Annotated in this window: 20 protein-coding genes and 1 tRNA gene; 2 read left to right on the top strand and 19 right to left on the bottom strand. The window is 66.3% G+C overall.

The window, feature by feature from the left end:
- Nucleotides 1-24 precede the first annotated feature (24 nt).
- The 5 genes from Y887_RS08610 to tpiA form a co-directional block, all read right to left on the bottom strand.
- Complete coding sequence (locus Y887_RS08610; RefSeq protein ID WP_039420570.1) at nt 25-579, bottom strand: NuoB/complex I 20 kDa subunit family protein; 555 nt, start codon at nt 577-579, stop codon at nt 25-27.
- Nucleotides 570-926, bottom strand: a complete 357-nt coding sequence (locus Y887_RS08605) for an NADH-quinone oxidoreductase subunit A (protein ID WP_005991364.1) — start codon at nt 924-926, stop codon at nt 570-572. The genes Y887_RS08610 and Y887_RS08605 overlap by 10 nt, the downstream gene beginning before the upstream one ends.
- A gap of 105 nt (nt 927-1,031) precedes the next feature.
- Nucleotides 1,032-1,116 (bottom strand) — tRNA-Leu (locus tag Y887_RS08600).
- 49 nt (nt 1,117-1,165) lie between these two features.
- Nucleotides 1,166-1,639: a preprotein translocase subunit SecG gene (secG, locus tag Y887_RS08595; protein ID WP_046963941.1), complete on the bottom strand. Its 474-nt coding sequence runs from the start codon at nt 1,637-1,639 to the stop codon at nt 1,166-1,168.
- 33 nt (nt 1,640-1,672) lie between these two features.
- Entirely contained in the window at nt 1,673-2,428 is a 756-nt protein-coding gene (gene tpiA, locus Y887_RS08590) for a triose-phosphate isomerase (RefSeq protein WP_046963940.1), read from the bottom strand.
- Nucleotides 2,429-2,540: 112 nt separating this feature from the next.
- Here tpiA and Y887_RS08585 point away from each other — a divergent pair, with 112 nt between their 5' ends.
- Nucleotides 2,541-3,341 (top strand): SDR family NAD(P)-dependent oxidoreductase, encoded by an 801-nt coding sequence (locus Y887_RS08585; RefSeq protein WP_046963939.1) that lies wholly within the window; start codon nt 2,541-2,543, stop codon nt 3,339-3,341.
- Between the two features lie 74 nt (nt 3,342-3,415).
- Here the strand turns inward: Y887_RS08585 and Y887_RS08580 are convergent, their stop codons facing one another.
- The 10 genes from Y887_RS08580 to trpB all read right to left on the bottom strand — a co-directional run bounded on the left by Y887_RS08580 (nt 3,416) and on the right by trpB (nt 14,227).
- Nucleotides 3,416-3,841, bottom strand: a complete 426-nt coding sequence (locus Y887_RS08580) for a group I truncated hemoglobin (protein WP_046963938.1) — start codon at nt 3,839-3,841, stop codon at nt 3,416-3,418.
- Nucleotides 3,841-4,659, bottom strand: a complete 819-nt coding sequence (locus Y887_RS08575) for a DUF3034 family protein (protein ID WP_046963984.1) — start codon at nt 4,657-4,659, stop codon at nt 3,841-3,843. Before Y887_RS08575 ends, Y887_RS08580 begins: the two co-directional genes overlap by 1 nt.
- A 50-nt stretch (nt 4,660-4,709) precedes the next feature.
- Nucleotides 4,710-7,076: a putative bifunctional diguanylate cyclase/phosphodiesterase gene (locus Y887_RS08570; protein WP_046963937.1), complete on the bottom strand. Its 2,367-nt coding sequence runs from the start codon at nt 7,074-7,076 to the stop codon at nt 4,710-4,712.
- On the bottom strand, nt 7,073-7,756 hold the full coding sequence (locus Y887_RS08565) for a methylamine utilization protein (protein ID WP_046963936.1): 684 nt from the start codon (nt 7,754-7,756) through the stop codon (nt 7,073-7,075). The genes Y887_RS08570 and Y887_RS08565 overlap by 4 nt, the downstream gene beginning before the upstream one ends.
- A 254-nt stretch (nt 7,757-8,010) precedes the next feature.
- Entirely contained in the window at nt 8,011-8,949 is a 939-nt protein-coding gene (locus Y887_RS08560; RefSeq protein ID WP_046963935.1) for an isopenicillin N synthase family dioxygenase, read from the bottom strand.
- Nucleotides 8,950-9,062: 113 nt separating this feature from the next.
- Nucleotides 9,063-10,412: a phosphoglucosamine mutase gene (gene glmM / locus Y887_RS08555; protein ID WP_046963934.1), complete on the bottom strand. Its 1,350-nt coding sequence runs from the start codon at nt 10,410-10,412 to the stop codon at nt 9,063-9,065.
- A complete protein-coding gene (gene accD / locus Y887_RS08550) occupies nt 10,409-11,296 on the bottom strand; it encodes an acetyl-CoA carboxylase, carboxyltransferase subunit beta (protein WP_046963933.1) in 888 nt (295 codons plus the stop codon). Before accD ends, glmM begins: the two co-directional genes overlap by 4 nt.
- A 380-nt stretch (nt 11,297-11,676) precedes the next feature.
- Nucleotides 11,677-12,498 carry a tryptophan synthase subunit alpha gene (trpA, locus tag Y887_RS08545; RefSeq protein ID WP_046963932.1) on the bottom strand — a complete coding sequence of 274 codons (822 nt, stop codon included), beginning with the start codon at nt 12,496-12,498 and terminating at the stop codon, nt 11,677-11,679.
- The gene (locus Y887_RS08540; protein ID WP_084725971.1) at nt 12,495-13,013 is read right to left on the bottom strand and encodes a hypothetical protein; all 519 of its coding nucleotides are present in this window, start codon (nt 13,011-13,013) and stop codon (nt 12,495-12,497) included. The genes trpA and Y887_RS08540 overlap by 4 nt, the downstream gene beginning before the upstream one ends.
- A complete protein-coding gene (gene trpB / locus Y887_RS08535) occupies nt 13,010-14,227 on the bottom strand; it encodes a tryptophan synthase subunit beta (protein ID WP_046963983.1) in 1,218 nt (405 codons plus the stop codon). Before trpB ends, Y887_RS08540 begins: the two co-directional genes overlap by 4 nt.
- Nucleotides 14,228-14,334: 107 nt before the next feature.
- Here trpB and Y887_RS08530 point away from each other — a divergent pair, with 107 nt between their 5' ends.
- Nucleotides 14,335-15,252: a LysR family transcriptional regulator gene (locus Y887_RS08530; protein WP_046963930.1), complete on the top strand. Its 918-nt coding sequence runs from the start codon at nt 14,335-14,337 to the stop codon at nt 15,250-15,252.
- 402 nt (nt 15,253-15,654) lie between these two features.
- Here Y887_RS08530 and Y887_RS08525 read toward each other — a convergent pair whose 3' ends face one another.
- The 4 genes from Y887_RS08525 to Y887_RS08510 form a co-directional block, all read right to left on the bottom strand.
- Entirely contained in the window at nt 15,655-16,323 is a 669-nt protein-coding gene (locus Y887_RS08525) for a phosphoribosylanthranilate isomerase (RefSeq protein ID WP_005991331.1), read from the bottom strand.
- Nucleotides 16,320-17,093, bottom strand: a complete 774-nt coding sequence (truA, locus tag Y887_RS08520; protein WP_046963929.1) for a tRNA pseudouridine(38-40) synthase TruA — start codon at nt 17,091-17,093, stop codon at nt 16,320-16,322. The genes Y887_RS08525 and truA overlap by 4 nt, the downstream gene beginning before the upstream one ends.
- A gap of 173 nt (nt 17,094-17,266) precedes the next feature.
- Nucleotides 17,267-17,629 carry a VOC family protein gene (locus Y887_RS08515; RefSeq protein WP_181112951.1) on the bottom strand — a complete coding sequence of 121 codons (363 nt, stop codon included), beginning with the start codon at nt 17,627-17,629 and terminating at the stop codon, nt 17,267-17,269.
- Between the two features lie 17 nt (nt 17,630-17,646).
- The gene (locus Y887_RS08510; RefSeq protein WP_084725970.1) at nt 17,647-19,620 is read right to left on the bottom strand and encodes a motility hub landmark protein FimV; all 1,974 of its coding nucleotides are present in this window, start codon (nt 19,618-19,620) and stop codon (nt 17,647-17,649) included.
- Between the last annotated feature and the right edge of the window lie 206 nt (nt 19,621-19,826).

Below are 19,826 nucleotides of genomic sequence, written 5' to 3'. Positions count from 1 at the left end.
GCTCTCGTTAGGAGAAGACGGGTGTCAGCGCGCGATCGTCTGGGTACGCCAGATCTTCTTCTGCAGCTGCAAGATGCCGTAGACCAGGGCCTCGGCGGTCGGCGGGCAGCCCGGGACATAGATGTCCACCGGCACGATGCGATCGCAACCGCGCACCACCGAATACGAATAGTGATAGTAGCCGCCGCCGTTGGCGCAGCTGCCCATCGAGATGACCCACTTCGGATCCGGCATCTGGTCGTAGACCTTGCGCAGCGCCGGTGCCATCTTGTTGACCAGGGTGCCGGCCACGATCATCACGTCGGACTGGCGCGGCGACGGGCGAAACACCACGCCGTAACGGTCCAGATCCAGGCGCGACGCGCCGGCATGCATCATTTCGACCGCGCAGCAGGCCAGACCGAAGGTCATCGGCCACATCGAGCCGGTACGTGCCCAGTTCAGCAGCGCATCGACGCTGGTCGTCACGTAGCCCTTTTCGAGCAGCGGGTTTTCGCCGTCCGGGCGCAGGATGTCTTCCACCCGGCCTTCCGGCATCGGGTTGGTCATCAGACGATCCAGGGTCTGAATCACTCCCATTCCAGCGCTCCCTTCTTCCACACGTAGATAAAGCCGAGGAACAACATGCCGACGAACAGGCCCATGGTGACCAGCGAACGTGCGCCGATCTCCATGAACACCTGCGTCCACGGCACGATGAAGATGATTTCCAGGTCGAACACGATGAACTGGATCGCGATGAGGTAGTAGCGCACATCGAACTTCATGCGCGCGTCTTCGAATGCCTCGAAGCCACACTCGTACGGAGAAAGCTTGCGCGCGTCTGGGCTGCGCGGAGCGAGGAACCGCCCAATCAACATCAGCACGATGCCGATGCCGGTGGCGACGATCAGAAACAGCAGACTCGGCAAATATTCGGCCAGCACAGCGATTCTCTCTTGCCTCTGCCCGCACGCGCCGCGTGCCGGCATGGGGTATAGGCAGACCCTGCGCGCGACACGTCGCGATGCGCAGGAACTGCAGCCAAACAATGGTGCCCAAGAGGGGACTCGAACCCCTACGACCTAAGTCGCTACCACCTCAAGGTAGTGCGTCTACCAATTCCGCCACCTGGGCATACGTTGCGCCGCTGGGCATCCCAGTGCGCAGCGTATTGTAACCGGCTTCAGCGTTTTTGTGCTGGTTCTGAAGCGTTTTCTTCGCTGGCTGCGGGCGCCGACGGCGCAGGCGCGGACTGCACCGGTGCAGCAGCCGGCGCAACTGCAGGAGCAGGCTGCGACGGAGCGGCCGGTACCGCACCGGCGGCAGGCGCCTGCGGCAACGGCTGGGTCAGCTCGCCGGCCGCAGCCGGGGCCGGAGTGGTGGACTGCGACATCACACCCAGGTTCTGGTCGGTCGGACGGGCGCCGTGGGTGGCGTACCAGGCCATGAACAGGCTGATGCTAAAGAACACCACGGCCAGCCACTTGGTCGACTTGGACAGGAAGTTCGACGCACCCTGCGAACCGAACACCGTGCCCGAAGCGCCCGCACCGAAGCCGGAACCGGCCGCCGCACCCGCGCCACGCTGCATCAGGATCAGCGCAATCATCGCCAGCGCGACCAGCACGTAGACCACATTGAGGATCAACATCAGCATTTCGAAATCCGTCCCCGGACAAAACTTAATGGGTTAACAAGCGGCCGCCGCACGCGCAATGGCCAGGAAATCTTCGGCCACCAAGGAGGCGCCTCCGACAAGCCCGCCGTCGACATCGGGCTGTGCGAACAGCTCGCTGGCGTTGTCGGGCTTGACACTGCCCCCGTACAGGATGGGCAGAGAGTCGGCGATTCTAGCATCCGCCTTCGCGACTTCGCCACGCAGGAAGGCGTGCACGGCTTGCGCCTGGGCCGGACTGGCGGTGCGTCCGGTCCCGATCGCCCAGATCGGCTCATAGGCCAGCACCGCACGGGCAAAGCCCCCGCTGCCGACCAATGCCAGCACCGGCTCGAGCTGGGCACGTAGGATTGCCTCGGTCTGACCGGCTTCACGCTGCTCCAGCGATTCGCCCACACACAGCACCGGAATCAGCCCGGCGTGGATGGCGGCGGCAAATTTGCGCGCCACCAGCTCGCTGGTCTCCTGGTGGTACTGACGACGCTCGGAATGGCCGACCAGCCCGTATTCGGCGCCGACATCCACCAGCATCGTGGCCGAGACCTCGCCGGTGTAGGCACCCTTCTCGTTACTGCTGACGTCCTGGGCTCCGAAGGACAGGTGATGCGCCTCGAAATCCTCGATCAGGTCGCCGAGGTAAGGCAGTGGCGGCAGGATGACGACATCGACACCCTCCAGGGGCATGTGCGCGGCGAGCTTGGCCACCAGGTCGGTGGCGAAGGCGCGGCTACCATGCAGCTTCCAGTTTCCAGCAACGATCTTTCGACGCATCAGGCGCAGGTTCCTGAGTTGAAGACAGGCGACAGAATAGCCCATGGCCTGTCGGCAACCGGCACACTTCTGTCCGCCACATGTCCCACCCCTCCCCCAACAGGAACCTGCCATGTCCGTTTCGCCTGTCTTCGCGCTGGTCACCGGCGCCTCCAGCGGCATCGGCCGCGAGATTGCGCGGGCGTACGCCAGGCGGGGGGTGCCGTTGATCCTGACCGCGCGCCGGGTAGATCGACTGCAGGCGCTGGCCGCCGAACTGGGCGCGCAGGTGCGGGTGGAGGTGCTGCCGGCCGACCTGGCCGAACCTGCGGCGGTCGAGGCGCTGGTGACACAGATCCAGCGCAATGGCTGGACGGTGGGCACGCTGGTCAACAACGCCGGCTATGGCGTGCCGGGGCGCTATCTGCACAACGACTGGACCACGCATGCACGCTTCCTGCAGGTGATGATCGGCGCGGTGTGCGAGCTGACCTGGCGTTTGTTGCCGATGATCCGTGCCAGCGGCCAGGGCCGCATTCTCAACGTCGCCTCGTTTGCCGCACTCACGCCCAGTGCCGACGGCCAGACCCTCTATGCGGCGAGCAAGAGCTTCATGCTGCGCTTCAGCGAGTCGCTGGCGTTGGAAAACACCGATTGCGCGGTCAAGGTCTGCGCCCTGTGTCCCGGCTTTGCGTGGTCGGAGTTCCACGATGTCACCGGCACCCGCGCGGCGATGTCCACCCTGCCCGGCTGGGCCTGGCTGCAGGCCGATGCGGTTGCCGAGTACGGTATTGCCGCCTTGGAGCGCGGTCAGGTGCTGGCGGTGCCGGGCTGGCGCTATCGGCTGGTCAATGCCGGCCTGCGCCTGCTGCCGCATTCGGTTGCGCTGGCACTGATGGCGCGCGGCTCGCATCGGGTAAGACCGCTGGACTGAAACGCTGCCGGTTGGCAGTTGCCTCGCGATGCGCGTCCTGCACGGTCGCTGCCGATGGCATGCAGCTGCGCGACTCAGTGATTGACGATCTCGCCGTGCATGGCGGCCAGCCGCGCCAACAGGCGGTTCTGGGTGCGGCGCGGGATCTTTTGCCGGTCCATTGCCCAGTTGAGATCTTCGACCAGGGCGTTGAAGTCGCCCTCGCGGATGGCCAGGTGCGCATGCGCCTGCTGCATCGACTTGGCGGTATCCGGGCACGGGCCGTCGGCGACGTGGCAGAACTTCTGCACCAGGCGTGCGTTGAGCATGACGATGTTGACCCGTGCGAACTTGTCGACGATGCGTTGATCGTCGGCGATGCGCGACAACATGGTTTCCACCAGCGCCTCGATGCCGGCCTGCCCACCGAGTTCGTCGTAGAGCGTGCCACGCGGCTGCGTGGTGGCGCAGGCACTTAGGCTCAGCGCGCAGAGCAGGGACCAACGCAGCCATCGATTCATCAGAACGCTACCTGCAAGGAGAGATACGGGCCGCGCTGGTCGGTCAGCGTGGCGATATCGCCAAGATCGGCCCAGGCGGCGGTCAGCGATACATGCTTGTTGGGAAACCAGGCGACAAAACCGTCGGCCCAGGCCTGTTCGCGCGCAAAGCCCAGATTGTCCGGCTTGTCGCGATATTCCACACCGACCGCCCACGACGGCGACAGCACGACCGCAGCACTGGCCTCGGCGACCAGTCGATAGCTGTTGCGACGGTCGCCGCCAAAGCCGAGCAAGCCGGTTTGATTGGCGCGGGTCGCGCGCAACGTGCCGTTGAGCAGCAATTGATAGCCACCGGCGCCTTGCAGCAGGAGTCTGCTGGCGCTGACATAGACATCGGTCCCGTGGTCGTCGCGCGCACCGACGGCCAGCGGCAGCGTGCCATCGCGCAGCCGTTTGTACTGCACGCCGACGCTGACTTGCGGGACGCGCCCGTAGACCAGATCGCCAGACACGCGCAGCTTGGCGCCGAAGACATCCTGACCGAGCGCATTCCACGGCAACCCAAGGCGATCCTGCAAGGTGCCCAGGTCCAGGCGCTGGCGCGCGAGCGACAGCTCCAGCCGGTTGCCGACCGTCAGCGCGGCGCCTTGCACATCGAGCCGGTAATCGCCGCTGTCCACATGCGTGGCGAACAGCACGGTGCCGAGTTCATCGCGCGTGCCATACCCGGACAGCGTGGCCCACGGCACGATGCCGCCACCGCTGCTGCCTTCGATCATCGACACGCCGCCGGTGGCGAGCAGTCGGCCGTCGCCGGCAACCGCAAGCGCCGGCATCAGTGCGAGACTGCACACCGCAAAAGCCAGAGGAGCACGCAAACGCTGCTTCATCCTTGCGCTCCTGTCTGCGAGGGCGAGGTCATTCCGAGCTGACGCATGCACCACGCAACGAAGGGCGCCTGCTCCAGCGGCGGTGCGTAGAGATAGCCCTGCACCATGTCGCAGCCGTAGCCGCGCAACAGATCGAGCGCGGTTTCGTTTTCGACGCCCTCGGCGATCACGCTCAGGCCCAGGTTGTGACCCAGATCGATGGTGCTGCGCACGATGAAGGCATCGTCGGTGCCTTCGGCCAGCTGCATGACGAAGCTCTTGTCGATCTTCAATTCGTTTACCGGCATGCGCTTGAGTTGGGCCAACGAGGAATAGCCTGTACCGAAGTCGTCGATGGACAGCCGCACGCCGACGCTGCGCAGTTGATGCAGCATGTGCAGCGCGGATTCGACATCGCGCATCAAGGCGCTTTCGGTCAATTCCAGCGTGACCGACTGCGCAGGCACCGCATGCAGCTCCAACCGTGCCCGCACGTAATCGGGCAGCCCCGGATCGGCAAGATCCAGCGCCGACAGGTTGATCGCCATGCCCAGCTCCAGCCCCTGTGTACGCCAGCGCGCTTGGCAGCGCAGTGCCTCGTCCAGCACGAAGCGGGTCAATGGGTGGATGACGCCGGAATGCTCGGCCAGCGGAATGAATTCGTCCGGACCGATCGGACCCAGCGTCGGATGATGCCAACGCACCAGCACTTCGACCTGTTCGACGCGATCGCTGCGCAGGCAGATCTTGGGCTGGAAGCGCAGGGTTAATTCGTTGCCGCCGATGGCCTGACGCAGATCGCCGGTCAGACGCAGCCGCCGCAGATGCTGTTCGTCCTGGCCCATGCGGTAGACGCTGGCACCGATGGTGGCGACATCGTCCACCTGCCGTCGCGCGATATCGGCACGGCGCAACAAGGTGTCCGGGTCGGCGCCATGCTCGGGAATCAGGGCGATCCCGATGCTGGCTTCGAGCTGGATGCGTGCCTGCGGCAGCACCAATGGACGACGCAGTTGCAGCAGCAGGCGTTGTGCGTCCTGCTGCACGGTGGTCGCATCGGCGTGCGCCACGATCACCATGAACTCATCGCTGCCCAGCCGCCCGACCAGGTTCGGTTCCTGTACCACCTCGGCGAGCCTGCGCCCGGCCTCGACCAGCACCTGGTCGGCGAAATCATGGCCAAGGCTGTCGTTGAGTTCCTTGAAACGATCCAGATCCAGGATCAGTACCGCCGCGGTCCCGCCGGAGGCGACTGTCTGCGCGGTCACTTCTTTCAGCCGTTCCAGCAACCAGACCCGATTGGGCAGCCCGGTCAATGCGTCGTGCCGCGCCTGATGCAGGATGTGCTGCTCGCGGCTGGCGATCTGATGCTGCATCCGCCCGAAGCTATCGGCCAGCTCGGCGAGCTCGCGACCGGGCGGAACGTCCACCGCCGTCTGATAATCGCCGCGCTGGATGCGGCGCGCCGCCTGCACCAGTTGCGCGACCGGCTTGCTGACGCCGCGCGCCAGAAAGATCGCCACAGCCAACGCAGCAGCAGTCGCCAGACCGGCCAACAGCAGGATGCGCAACTTGAGAATGCGATACGGTGCCACCGCGCGATCCAGCGATGCCTGCAACGCAACCCGCACATGACTGTCGCCCTGGATCGCCTGCAGTTTGACCAGGTAGCGCGACTGCCCCAGGTTGAGCGGAATCGCCGCCGCCGGCGTGTGCTCGGCAACCGGCAACTGCTGCGCGAACTCGCCACGCATCGCCGGCTCCAGGGTCGATGCCAGCACGCGCACCGGCGGCCCATCGGTAAAGAACGTGGCATCCAATCCCGTCGTGCTGCGGAAATCCTGTGCCAGGCCGTCGCCGGATTCGTTGCCGATCGCGATCCAGCCAACGCGGCTGGGCGCCAGCACCTGCACCACGGCCAGGCGCACGATGTGTTGATCCAGGGCAACCACGCCGACCGCGCGCCCATCGCGCTGCGCCTGTTGCAACAACGCCTGCACCGCACGCAGCTGTTCGGCTTGCGGAAGGTCGGCCAGTCCGGTCAGGAACTGGCCATCGGGCGAGAGCAGCAAGGCGGTCTGCGCAGACATGCGCGCGGCATGGTTGCGCAGCGCCGATTGCATGGTGGGCACATCGCCGCTGGCCACTGCGGCACGAAACCCGAAATCGTCTGCCAGCACCGACGCCGACTGCAGCAGCTGCTCATCGCGGCGCAGATTGATGCGCTGCCAGACGCGCTCGCCGATCTGCAGTTCTTCGCCCAGTTGCGCCTTGACGCTGCGCTCGGTCGCCAGCTGTACGGCGATGAAGGTCAATGCCTGCGTGGCCAGCACGACCAGCACCAGCAAGGCCGCGATGCGCGTATGCAGGCGCATCGCCCTCATGGGTGCGGCTTCTTGGGATCGGCGCGGCGGAACTTGTCCTGCAGTGCGCGCACGCGCTCGTCCGGCGGCGCGAGAACCGGGGCGGCGCCGGTGGTCTGCAAGGTGACCTTGCGTTGCACGGCATCGCGCGCAATCACCAGCGGCTCGCCCACTGCAGCGCCCTTGATGCGTGGATGCCAGACGCGCAGCGTGTAGTTTCCTGCCGGGGCATCGAGTTGTACGCGACCGTCGCTGCCGGTCTTGCCGAAGTACGGCGTTTCCAGCACCACGATATAGCCGAGCATCCAGTCGTGGATATTGCAGCCCACCGTGACCAGACCGGCCTGATCGAACCGCACCGGCGCAGCGGTGGTGCCCTGAAACAGCGGCAGTTCAAAGCGTTTGGCAGGCGAGAACGAATACACCTGATGGCGGATCTGGTCGTTGTTTGGAAACCGCACCGAGGTCCCGGTGCGCACCACCAGGACCGCCGGCACGAACTGCGAGTTGACCTGATCCATCTCCAGCATCTTGCCGGCGCTGGCTGCGGCGGGGTGCGGCAGTTCCAGACTGACCACCGCATCGACCAGAACGCCGTTGGCGTCGGTCACGGTGACACTGACCGGCGTCGCTGCGGCCGGTGCCACTGCGCCACTCAGCGCCAGTAACGACACCGCACCTAGTTGTTGTAACCACCGCATCCGCATGCGCGCCCCCTACGTCGTGCAATCGGTAGCGGGCGCCAGGCAAATCCGACGTCGCGCTAGCGATCAGCCTGTGTTATCGGCGCGGGTGAACGCAAGCTTTAACCAGACACGAGAGGAATTTTATGAACAGAACTGTGGGCTCTGTCATGGCGCATGTTGCGGACGCGGCCATGCGCGAGATGGGCCACATGCGTGCATGTGACGTTCGGCGATGCGTAAACCGATCGCCAACGGTGACGACATCGGAGTTACTTGAGCTTGATCTCGCGCAGGCGTTCTTCCAGGAACCCATGCGCCGTGATCGGCTCGGGATAGCGGCTGGGGTTGTCGGCGCTGACGCAGGAGGGCAGCACGTCGATCAGGAAATCCGGATTCGGATGCAGGAAGAACGGCACCGAATAGCGCGGCTTGCGCGCCGCTTCGCCCGGCGGATTGACCACGCGGTGGATCGTGGACGGATACACGTGATTGGTCAGCCGCTGCAGCATGTCGCCGATGTTGACCACGATGGTGTCGGCGTCTGCGGTGAACGGCACCCACTCGCCGTCGTTGGAACGCACTTCCAGACCGGCAGCGCTGGCACCGACCAGCAAGGTGATGAAGTTGATGTCGCCATGCGCACCGGCACGCACATTGGGAATATCGTCGCTGGTGATCGGCGGGTAGTGAATCGGGCGCAGGATCGAATTGCCGTTGTTGGTCTTGTCGACGAAATAGCCCTGCGGCAGGCCGATGTGCAGCGCCAACGCCGAGAGCACGCGCGAGCCCAGCTGGTCGAGCTGCTGATACAACTGGTAGCCGCGCTCGCGGAATCCGGGCACTTCTTCCGGCCACAGGTTCGGCGCCATCACGTCGCGGTACGGCGAATCGTCCGGAATCTCGCGACCGATATGCCAGAACTCCTTCAGATCGAAGTGCTTGGAATCCTTGGCGGTTTCCACGCCAAAGGCGGTGTAGCCCCGTGCGCCGCCGCTGCCCGGTACGTGATAGCGGCGCTTGACCTGTTCGGGCAAGGCGAAAAACGCCTTGAACACGTCGTAGGCCGCATCGATATCGGTCTGCGCGATGCCGTGATTGCGGATGCCGGCAAAGCCCCATTGGCGATAGGCCGCACCGAGCTCGGCGACGAAGGCGTCGCGATCGGTATCGAAACGGGTGATGTCCAGGGTGGGGATGCGCGCGCTCATACGAATGTCTTGGTCGAAGTGAGAGAAGGCCTGCCGATCAGATCAGCAGGCGATACAACAGATAGAACGTCGCGGCCTTGGCAACCACGACGCAGACGCCAATGATCAGCGACTCACGCCGCGTCACGCACCGCTCCGGAAAGCCGGTCGAGCGTGTCCTGCATCAGACCCGCGTCGTCCGCTTCCACGGTCACGCGCACCACCGGCTCGGTACCTGACGGACGCAGGAACGCACGTCCACGCCCATGCACGGCGGCTTGCGCCTGCTGGAGCGCCTGCTGCACGCCGGGCGCGTCGACGATGGCCTTGGCCGCGCCGCCATCCAGACGCACATTCACGGTCTTCTGCGGCACCTTGGTCAGGCCGCTCAGTGCCTGGCGAAGGCTGTGCCCATCGCGCCCCAGCGCTTCGAGCACCTGCAGCGCGCTGACGATGCCGTCGCCAGTGCTGGCGCGGTCCAGGCACAGCAGATGGCCTGATGTTTCACCACCCAGCGTGCCACCCCCTTCGACCAGCGCCTGATGCACGTAGCGGTCGCCCACCTTGGCCCGCTGGAACGGAATCCGCAGCGCGGCCAGTGCCGGCTCCAGGCCGTAATTGGTCATCAAGGTGCCGACCACGGTGCCGGTCAACCGGCCGCTGGCCTGCCACGAGCGCGCCAGGAGATACAGCAGATCGTCGCCATCGACCGGGTTGCCCTGGTCGTCGGCCATCAGCACGCGATCGCCGTCGCCATCGAAGGCGATGCCCAGATGCGCACCGCTCTGCCGCACCTTGGCGGCGAGATTGTCGATATGGGTGGAGCCGACACCATCGTTGATGTTGAGCCCGTCCGGTGCAGCGCCGATCACCACCACCTCGGCGCCCAGCTCGCGGAACAGCATCGGCGCGATGTGATACGTGGCGCCGTGCGCGCAATCCAGCACCATTCTCAGGCCTTGCAGGGTGAAGCCGCGCGCCACGCTGGCCTTGCAGAATTCGATGTAACGGCCGATCGCATCGCGCGTACGGATCGCCTTGCCCAGGCGCTCGGATTCCACGGTGTGGAACGGCTCGTCCAGCGCGGCTTCGATCGCCGCTTCGGTGGCGTCATCGAGCTTTTCGCCTTCGGCGGAGAAGAACTTGATGCCGTTGTCGTAATGCGGATTGTGCGAGGCGCTGATGACCACGCCGGCATCGGCGCGCAAGGTGCTGGTCAGGAACGCGATGGCCGGCGTCGGCATCGGCCCGATCATCTGCACATCGGCGCCTGCAGCGACCAGGCCGGCTTCCAAGGCGGCTTCGAACATGTAACCGGAAATGCGGGTGTCCTTGCCGATCAACACCAACGGGCGCTTGCTGCGACCTTGGGTGAGCACACGGCCGAGCGCATTGCCCAGGCGCAGCACGAAGTCGGCAGAAATCACGCCCTGCCCCACCCGACCGCGGATGCCGTCGGTGCCAAAATACTTGCGGGCGCTCATGCGGCGTCAGCGTCCTGCGGATGCGGCTGACGCATCATCATCGTGGTCAGTTCGGCAATGCGGTCGCGCATTTCGCGACGGTCGCAGATCTGGTCGATGGCGCCGTGATCGAGCAGGAATTCCGAACGCTGGAAGCCTTCCGGCAAGGTTTCGCGTACGGTCTGCTCGATCACGCGCGGGCCCGCGAAGCCGATCAACGCATGCGGCTCGGCGATGTTGATGTCGCCCAGCATGGCAAACGATGCAGACACGCCACCGGTCGTAGGATGGGTCAGCACCGAGATGTACGGCAGGCCGGCTTCGCGCAGGCGACCGAGCGCTGCGGAGGTCTTGGCCATCTGCATCAGCGAGAACAGGCCTTCCTGCATGCGCGCACCGCCGCTGGCGGAGAAGCACACGAACGGGCAGCCCACTTCCAACGCCACCTCGGCCGCACGCGCAAAGCGCTCGCCGACCACCGACCCCATCGAGCCGCCCATGAAGGCGAAATCGAAGGCGGCAGCGACCAGCGGGTTCCCCTTGAGCGTGCCGCGCATGGCGATCAGCGCGTCGTATTCGCCGCTGGCCTTCTGACTGGCCTTGATGCGCTCGCCGTAGCGCTTCTGGTCCTTGAACTTGAGCACGTCGACCGGGCCCAGCTGCGCGGCGATCTCGGTGGTCGCGGTTTCCGGGTCGAACAGCGAGTTCAGGCGCGCGCGCGCGCGAATGGCCATGTGGTGGTCACACTTCGGACACACCTCCAGGTTCTCCTCAAGCTCCGGGCCGTATAGCGCGCTGCCGCAGTTGCTGCACTTTTCCCACAGACCCTCGGGAACGCTGCGCTTCTTGGCCGGGGTGTTCTCGGTGCGGATGCCGGAGGGCATCAATTTGCTGAGCCAACTCATGCGTGTATGACAATCCATGCAGGGCGGCGATGCGAGCCGCAGAGGGGCGACAGTCTAACGCGCTGCGCGAAGGCCCAGGTAGCGCGGCGGGTGAATGTGGACGTGGGGCGTCAGTTGGGAGGGTGGCCAGGTGCGCTGCTTATTGGGTGCGCGGGGGCTTTGCCAGTGTCCGGTGCCCTCACCCCAACCCCTCTCCCGCGCGCGCGAGAAGGGCTTCACGGTCGGCTGCCTCCTCCTGCGCGCGGGAGAGGGGCTTCAGCGCAACAGTGGCCTACCTGCCTTCCCCCGCCTGCGGGGGAAGGTGCCCGAAGGGCGGAGGGGGGCATCGCTCGCGCCGGGCGATCCACACAGCCCATCGCAGCCGGAAAACGGGCCTTGCCCTAGCCCTTCTTATCCAGCGCCTGGCGCAGCGGCGTCAGAAAAGCTTCGGCGCATTCGCGCGCAGTGCGCACGTCGGTGGCGTCGGCCAGCGCCGCGACCAGGGCGCTGCCGACAACGACACCATCCGCATCGACCGCCATTGCGGCGGCACTGGCAGCGTCCTTGATGCCAAATCCTGCCACCACCGGTGCGCCGGCGCGTTGACGCAGCTGGCGCAGGCGGTCGCTGGCAGCATGCGTATCGAGCAGGTTCGAGGCGCCGGTCACGCCGGCAAAGCTGACGTAGTACAGGTAGCCCTGCGCGGTGCTGCACAGCATGTCCAGCCGCTGCTCGCTGGTGGTCGGCGAGGCCAGCGCGATCAGCGCCAGCCCGACCTCGGTAAAGATGGCGCGGGTCTCGTCGGCCTCTTCCGGCGGCAGGTCCACCAGCAGCAGGCCATCCACGCCAGCAGCCACTGCGGCTTCGGCAAAGCGCCGCGTGCCGTGGATCTCGACCGGGTTGAGATAGCCCATCAGCACCACCGGGGTGGTGGCGTCTTCGCGGCGGAATTCGTGCACCGCCTCCAGCACGTAGGCCAGGCCGGCGCCACGGCTCAGCGCGCGCTCGGAGCTGCGCTGGATGGTAGGGCCGTCTGCCATCGGGTCGGAAAACGGCACACCCAGTTCGATCACGTCAGCACCGGCGCGCACCAACGCGTGCATCACCGGCACGGTGGCCTCCAGCGACGGGTCGCCGGCGGTGATGAAGGGGATCAGTGCCTTGCGGCCGGCCTGACGCAGGACCTCAAAACGCGTGGCGATACGGTCTGGCGCGCGGCTCATGCGCAACCCTCCACCAACTGCACGGCATCCCAGCTTCCCCAGTACATCGATGTCACAGTGCCTTCTCCGGTTTCGTAACGGACGGCGAACTCGCCTTGCGGGTCGCGCCAAGTCAGATAAAGATCGTTGCCGCCGTCGCGGCCGTACTTATGCGGCTGGACGCTGTAGCCCGACGGCAGGCGCGCCCGCGCGGCAGCTTCGCTGTCGCCCACCCGGATGCCGAACGGCCCCACCGCGCCTCGGTCGCTGACGTCGAACCGGACGATGCGATCGTCTTCGACCATCATCGACACTGCTTCGGGTAGCAGCCCCGCCTCCACATAGCCGCAGGGCCCCAACGGCCCCACATTGAGAGATACCCAGCGGGCGCGCGTCTGCAGCTCACTGAAGCGCTGACCGACCCGCACGGCACCGCTGCGATCCAGCTCGGGCGCAGGCGCCGCGGCCAGGGCGAGCGCAGACATGCACAACAGTGCCGCACCGCTGCCCAGCATGCGCATCTGCGCTGCCATCACAGCACCATGCCTTCGCGTGCTGCGATGGTGTGGACGTCCTTGTCGCCACGCCCGGACAGGTTGCACAGGATCAGCGCGTCCCTGGGCAGCTCGCGCGCCAGCTTGATCGACTGCGCCACCGCGTGACTGGATTCCAGCGCCGCGAGAATGCCCTCGGTGTGCGCCAGAAGATGAAACGCCGCCATCGCCTCGTCATCGGTGATGCCCTGATACACCGCCCGGCCGCTGTCGGACAGGAACGCGTGCTCGGGCCCGACGCCGGGGTAATCCAGGCCGGCGGAGATCGAATGGGTCTCGGTGATCTGGCCGTCGTCGTCGCAGATCACATAGGTGCGGTTGCCGTGCAGCACGCCAGGGCGGCCGGCGGCGATGGACGCGGCATGGCGGCCGGTGGCGATGCCGTCGCCGGCGGCTTCGGCGCCATAGATCTTGACGCCGGGGTCGTTGAGGAAGGCGTGGAACAGGCCGATGGCATTGCTGCCGCCACCGACACAGGCGCTGATCGCATCCGGCAGCCGGCCATAGTCCTGCAGCATCTGCTCGCGTGCCTCGCGGCCCACGATCGCGTTGAAGTCGCGCACCATGCGCGGATACGGGTCCGGGCCGGCCACCGTGCCGATGATGTAGAAGGTGTCGCGCACATTGGTGACCCAGTCGCGCATCGCTTCGTTGAGCGCATCCTTGAGCGTGGCCGAGCCGGACGTTACCGGAACCACTTTCGCGCCCAGCAGCTGCATCCGGTAGACGTTGATCTTCTGCCGTTCGATATCGGTGGCGCCCATGTAGACCACGCATTCCAGGCCCAGCCGCGCCGCCACCGTGGCGCTGGCCACGCCGTGCTGGCCGGCACCGGTCTCGGCAATGATGCGGGTCTTGCCCATGCGGCTGGCCAGCAGCGCCTGGCCGATGGTGTTGTTGATCTTGTGCGCGCCGGTGTGGTTCAAGTCTTCGCGCTTGAGCAGGATCTGCGCCCCGCCCACTTCGCGGCTGAGCCGCTCGGCGTGATAGATCGGGCTGGGCCGGCCGACGTAATGCTTGAGGTCTTTGTCGTATTCGGCGATGAACGACGGGTCCTGCCGCGCCTGATCGTAGGCGGCAGACAGTTCCTGCAGCGGGCCGATCAAGGTTTCGGCGACAAACCGGCCACCGAACTTGCCGAAATGGCCGGCAGCATCCGGATAGGCGTAAAAGTCACTGATGGGCTGGGCCGACATGGAGATCCTCTGCAGCAATGCGGTCATACGCGAAGCCGCCACCTTACCGCAGCCAGGCACCGCGATAAATCGATAAGATTGCCGCAACCTGTGACCTGGACTCACACATGAGTACCGTCCTTCCACCACTGGCGGCGTTACGCGCCTTCGAAGCCGCCGCACGCCTGCAAAGCGTCAGCCGCGCCGCGCAGGAACTGCATGTCACCCATGGCGCCATCAGCCGCCACGTCCGCTCGCTGGAGCAGGCCCTGGGCGCGGCGTTGTTCGCGCGCCAGGGTCGCGGCCTTGTGCTGACGGCTGCCGGTACCCGCTTGCGCGATGCGACCGGCGAAGGCTTCGCAGTGATCGCCGATACCTGGGCCGCGTTACGCCACCCGGCCAGCGAGGCGCCGCTGGTACTGGGCTGCTCCGGCAGCCTGCTGGCGCGCTGGGTCATTCCGCGGCTTGGCCTGCTGCAGCGCGACCTGCCCGACCTGCGCCTGCACCTGTCGGCCAGCGAACAACCGCCAGGCCCGGATCTGGACGGCCTGGACGCGGCCTTGCTGCTGGACACCCCGCCGTGGCCCGGCGAATGGCAGGTGCACGAGCTGGGCGTGGAATGGATTGGCCCGGTGCTGAATCCGCAGCTGGCGAGCGCCCTTCAGATCGACGGAAAACCCCCAGGGGTCCTGCACGATCACCGTTTGCTGCACACCCGCTCACGTCCGCAGGCCTGGCCGGAATGGGCACAGGCACATCGCGTGGCACCCGACGCGCTGCGCTTCGGGACCGAGTTCGAGCATCTGGTGTACCTGCTGGAAGCTGCGGCTGCCGGCCTGGGAGTCGCAATCGCCCCCTACCCACTGGTTGCCGCGGATCTGGCCGCCGGACGCCTGCTGGCACCATGGGGATTTTCCGCCACACGCGGCCGCTGGGTGCTGTGCGCCGCCAGGCGCAATCCAGACCCACGCATCGAACGCCTTGCCGGCTGGCTGGGCGATGCATTGGAGAAGGATCAATACACGCCGGATACGCGAGGCACCTGAGCTTGCATCGCGCACCGGCATCGTCAAACAGCGCTCAAGCGCAGCTGACGGGCCGTAAACGCGTCTTCGAGTGGATGGGGATGGGGACGCGCCTGGAACCGGGGAGCATGCCTGTGACATGCCGCAACGAACACCCGCCGCGCCCGTCCGACGGTGCGCGCAACAGGTTTAACGGCATTGAAGACAACCGGATGCGTTACAGCACGAACCTGGCTGCGCAATGGACCAAGGGACAAAAGACGCAGTGCGGCAAATGAGTGAAGAAGTCGCTGCGAGTGCTTGCGACCGCAGACAAAACCCTGTCGACAAGCGCGGTCCACCGGCAGCGGTCCTCAACCAATCACACCGCCGCAGCAAACCCGCTCTTGCCAATCGCCAATCCCACTACCCCGATCCGCAACCTCACGACATCTCGTGGCAATCGGCCCGGCGTACTTCTTCGACGAACTTGCGCATCTTGTGGCCGTCCTTGATGCCGGGCGCAAGCTCCACCCCGCTGGACACGTCCACCCCCCACGGCAGCGTGGCGACGATCGCGTCGAACACGTTGTCGGCGGTGATGCCACCGGCAAGCAGGAACGGGCGATGCAGGCCGGTGGGCAGGCGCGACCAGTCGAAGGTCTTGCCAGTGCCGCCGCCTGCGCCAGGCGCGTGACTGTCGAACAGGAAGCCGGCGGTGTTGGGATAGGCCAACTGCAAGGTGCGTGCGTTTGCGTCCTCGCCATTGACCCCGGCGCTGCCCATCGGCACCGCCTTGAGGTAGGGCAGATTGAAGCTGCGACAGAACGCGTCGTCTTCCTCGCCGTGGAATTGCAGCAGCGTCGGGCGCACGGTGCGCACCACTTCGCGCACTTCTTCCTTGGAATTGTTGCGGAACAGCGCGACCACATCGACCATCGGCGCGGTGGCCTGGCGCATCGCGCGCGCCTCGGCCGGCGCCACGCGGCGCGGACTGCCGTGCGCAAAGATGAAACCCACCGCGTCCACACCCAGCTCCCCGGCCAATCGGATGTCACCGGCGCGGGTCATGCCACAGAACTTGATACGGGTGCGGTACAGCGATCGATTCATTGGGTCACCTCGGCAGGCAGATGCCACTCTGCAGGATACAGAGGCCCGATAAAGACCAGGCCTTGTGGCGGCGCTGTCGGCCCGGCGACCGTGCGGTCGCGCCCGGCGAGCAACGTCGCGATCCAGTCGATCGGCTGCTCGCCGGTACCGACCAACATCAGCGAGCCCACAATATTCCGCACCATGTGATGAAGGAATGCATTGGCCTGTACCTGCACCTCCACCACCTCGCCGATGCGCTGCACGGTGATGGCCTGCAGGTTGCGGCGCGCATGCAGGGCCTGGCATTGCACGCTGCGGAACGCGCTGAAGTCGTTTTCGCCCAACAAGGCCTGCGCGGCGGTGTGCATGGCCTCGGCATCGAGCGGCCGACGCTCCCAGCTTAGCGTCTGCCGATACAGGGCCGGGCGGATCTGCCGGTTCAGCAGGCGGTAGCGATAGCGGCGCGCGCGCGCGGAAAAACGCGCATGAAAATCGGCCGCGGCCGGCACGCACCAGCGTACCGCGATCGACGGCGGCAGCCGCGCGGTGGTGCCCAGCATCCAGCCACGCGGTTGCCGCAGCGCGTCGCTGTCAAAATGCACCACCTGACATTCGCCATGGACGCCGGCATCGGTACGACCGGCGCAGACCACCTGGATCGGCGCATCGGCGACCGAGGACAATGCCGCCTGCAAGCTGGCCTGCACGCTCGGCCCGCCGTGCTCACCCAACTGCTGCCAGCCCTGAAACTCGCTGCCGTCGTACTCCACGCCCAGCGCGTAACGCATCGGTACCTGCCTGTTGATTGAATCGGTGAAGCGTCTGCATCGAACGTCGCAAACCGCAGTGCGTCATCGAGCAGCGGCGCCGACAGCGCACGAGGCATGCTGCGGGTGCATGGTACAGCCGGCGAACAAGATGCCGACAACGCCTGCCGGCAATACGTCATCGACCGTTGGCCTCAGGCCGCAGCGCGCTCGGACCACACCGCCAGCGTGCTGCCGCCCGGCTCGCGAAAATGAAACCGGCTGCCACCGGGAAAGCCGAAGATGGGCTTGACGATCTCGCCGCCTGCCGCGCGCACGCGTTCCAGCATGTGTTGCAGGTCGTCGGCATACAGCACCACCAACGGTCCACCTTCTGCCGGGACGGGTACCGTGGCGCGATAAAAGCCCCCGTCCAGCCGGCCATCGTTGAAGGCCAGGTAATCCGGGCCATAGGCCTGGAACTGCCAGCCGAACACGGTCTCGAAGAAGGCCCGGCTGGCATCGGGATCGATGGACGCGAACTCCACATAATCGATCCGGCGCTCGCGCACCGCCATGCGCTCCGTCGCCGGACTCACGCCAGCTGTTCCAGCAATTGGGCCGCTTCGGCGCGGGTGGCGTCGTCGCCGGTCGCCGCCACTTCCAGCAACAGACCGCGGGCGGTGTCCTTGTCGCCCAGGTCCATGTAGGCAACCGCCAATTCCAGGCGGTCGCGTCCTGCCGAGGCGAACTCCCTGTTGCCGACCGCCGTGGGCGACTCCACCGGGACGACCGAGGCCTGCTCGACATCTTCGGGGTGCTGCAGCCCATGATCGAAGTCCAAGCCCTCCTGGACGGAGGCCGTCGTTGCGGGCGCTGGGCGCTCGCCATGCTCGTGTTGCGTCTGAACCTGCTGCGAGGGAACCTCGGGCTGCTGTGCAAGCTCGGATTGCCGGTCGTCCAGGTCGAGCTCTGTCACTGGCGCCGGCGGGGCCGCGCGCAGTGCACGCCATTCGTCGCTATTGATCACCGGTGCCGCAACGACCGGTTCGGACGGCAACGGCTCGCGCCGCAACATGTCCGACAGCGGCGTGGGCGCGTCGTGGACGCGCTCGTCTTCGCGCAGGTTGGCGTGTTCGAACTCGGTTTCGTGCAGCACCTCGTGCTCGCTGGGCTCGGTGGCCTGCGGGTCGCCGTGCTGCTCGGCAGCCTCCACCGGAGCGATCGGCGGTGCGAAGTCGAACTGGCGGCGCGGCAACGGCGGCAGCGGCGATGGCTTGCGACGACGCGCTGCCAGCCACGCGACCACAGCCGCCACGATCAACACCAGCGCCCCGATCAACCACAGCGGAAAGCCGCCGCCCTGCGGGGCAGCCTGCGGCACCTCTGCCAGGCGCTTCTGCGCGGCTGCCAGATCGGTGTCCTTCATGGCGATCAAGGCTTGCTGCTGCTGCTTGAGCTTTTCCAGGTCGGCCACGCGCGAGCGCAGGTCCTGCAATTCCGCATCGCGGGTGGCGATGTCTTCCTTGGCCTGTTGCAACTGTTGGTTGGCCGCCATCTCGCCCTCGCCTTCGGCACTGGTGCCGGACGTGGCGCCGGCCTTGTTGGTCTGACTCGCCACTGCCGGGGCGATTTCGAGCCGCGCGCCGCTACCGGCCGCGGTGGACGCAGCCGGTGCGGCAGGCATTGCTGCAGCAGCGGCACCGGCATCGGCCGGTTGCGGAATGGCCGAGCGTGCCTGCCGCCACTGGGCGGCCTGCTCGCGCACCATCACCGCCGCTTCGGCCGCATTGACCTGCGCCAGCGCGTCTTCCTGCGGCGTGCGCAACACGGCGCCCTGCTTGAGGCGATTGATGTTGCCGTTGACGAAGGCATCCGGATTGGTCCGCAGCAACGCCAGCATGGTCTGATCCAGCGAATGGCCGCTGGAGCGGGCCAGGCCCGCTGCAATTTGCGACAGGGTCTGGCCCGAGCGGACGGCCGGCAACGCATCGCCAGCCTGCGTGGCAGCGGGTGCGGGTGCAGTTGCGGTTGCGCCGGCCCGAGTCGGCGCCGCAGCGCCAGCAGCCCGGTCCGACCGTTCCACCGCCGGAGCCGCCGCTGGCTCGCGTGCAATCGTATTGCTGGCGCCGGCACGCGGCGCCTCGATGGCTGGCTCGGCAACCGCCGCAGCCGTGTTGGGCGCGTCGACCAGTGCGGCATATTCACGCACCAGACGGCCCTGGCTCCACTCCACTTCGATCAGAAAATTGATCGCTGGCTGGTCCACCGGCTGGCTGCTGGTCACGCGGATCACCGCACGCCCGCGCGCGTCCTGTGCGAACTGGAACTGCAGGTTGCTGACCAGACCTTGCGGCCGCTCCAGCCCAACGCGCGCAAAGGTGGTTGCCGATGCCAGCGCCACGCGTGCGTTGTCGAGCTCGCCCGGCTCGTTGGAGATGACCGGAATCTCGGCCACCAATGGCTGCCCGGGCTTGGACAGCACCCGGATATCGCCCAAGCCCAACGCCATCGCGGCGCCGCTGCAAGCCAGCAGCAGCAACGCACCTATCCCTTGTATCGGACGCATCGCGCCCCTGCCCCTATGTTTCATGGGCATCAATATAGCCGCTGAATGAGCGAAAAAGTCGTTCGCGCGTTGTATGCAGGCTGCCGCTGCGATGCCGCACTGCGACATCGGTGCACAGGCGCAGCGGTCGACCGTGCATCGCCGCCCCACAGGCCCAAGACACCAGGAGGAAGAACGCGTGCTGCAACTGTTATGGAGTGTGCGGT

The sequence above is a fragment of the Xanthomonas pisi DSM 18956 genome (genome assembly GCF_001010415.1).
Lineage (GTDB): Bacteria > Pseudomonadota > Gammaproteobacteria > Xanthomonadales > Xanthomonadaceae > Xanthomonas > Xanthomonas pisi.
The sequence above is the reverse complement of the archived record's forward strand: the minus strand, read 5'-3'. Positions and strand labels throughout refer to the sequence as shown.

Excerpts from the sequence above, each read along its gene's own strand:
- Y887_RS08610 (WP_039420570.1), bottom strand. The coding sequence starts at position 579 with ATGGGAGTGATTCAGACCCTGGATCGTCTGATGACCAACCCGATGCCG.
- secG (WP_046963941.1), bottom strand. The coding sequence starts at position 1,639 with ATGCTGATGTTGATCCTCAATGTGGTCTACGTGCTGGTCGCGCTGGCG.
- tpiA (WP_046963940.1), bottom strand. The coding sequence starts at position 2,428 with ATGCGTCGAAAGATCGTTGCTGGAAACTGGAAGCTGCATGGTAGCCGC.
- Y887_RS08585 (WP_046963939.1), top strand. The coding sequence starts at position 2,541 with ATGTCCGTTTCGCCTGTCTTCGCGCTGGTCACCGGCGCCTCCAGCGGC.
- Y887_RS08580 (WP_046963938.1), bottom strand. The coding sequence starts at position 3,841 with ATGAATCGATGGCTGCGTTGGTCCCTGCTCTGCGCGCTGAGCCTAAGT.
- Y887_RS08575 (WP_046963984.1), bottom strand. The coding sequence starts at position 4,659 with ATGCCGGCGCTTGCGGTTGCCGGCGACGGCCGACTGCTCGCCACCGGC.
- Y887_RS08570 (WP_046963937.1), bottom strand. The coding sequence starts at position 7,076 with ATGAGGGCGATGCGCCTGCATACGCGCATCGCGGCCTTGCTGGTGCTG.
- Y887_RS08565 (WP_046963936.1), bottom strand. The coding sequence starts at position 7,756 with ATGCGGTGGTTACAACAACTAGGTGCGGTGTCGTTACTGGCGCTGAGT.
- Y887_RS08560 (WP_046963935.1), bottom strand. The coding sequence starts at position 8,949 with ATGAGCGCGCGCATCCCCACCCTGGACATCACCCGTTTCGATACCGAT.
- glmM (WP_046963934.1), bottom strand. The coding sequence starts at position 10,412 with ATGAGCGCCCGCAAGTATTTTGGCACCGACGGCATCCGCGGTCGGGTG.
- accD (WP_046963933.1), bottom strand. The coding sequence starts at position 11,296 with ATGAGTTGGCTCAGCAAATTGATGCCCTCCGGCATCCGCACCGAGAAC.
- trpA (WP_046963932.1), bottom strand. The coding sequence starts at position 12,498 with ATGAGCCGCGCGCCAGACCGTATCGCCACGCGTTTTGAGGTCCTGCGT.
- trpB (WP_046963983.1), bottom strand. The coding sequence starts at position 14,227 with ATGTCGGCCCAGCCCATCAGTGACTTTTACGCCTATCCGGATGCTGCC.
- Y887_RS08530 (WP_046963930.1), top strand. The coding sequence starts at position 14,335 with ATGAGTACCGTCCTTCCACCACTGGCGGCGTTACGCGCCTTCGAAGCC.
- Y887_RS08525 (WP_005991331.1), bottom strand. The coding sequence starts at position 16,323 with ATGAATCGATCGCTGTACCGCACCCGTATCAAGTTCTGTGGCATGACC.
- truA (WP_046963929.1), bottom strand. The coding sequence starts at position 17,093 with ATGCGTTACGCGCTGGGCGTGGAGTACGACGGCAGCGAGTTTCAGGGC.
- Y887_RS08515 (WP_181112951.1), bottom strand. The coding sequence starts at position 17,629 with ATGGCGGTGCGCGAGCGCCGGATCGATTATGTGGAGTTCGCGTCCATC.
- Y887_RS08510 (WP_084725970.1), bottom strand. The coding sequence starts at position 19,620 with ATGCGTCCGATACAAGGGATAGGTGCGTTGCTGCTGCTGGCTTGCAGC.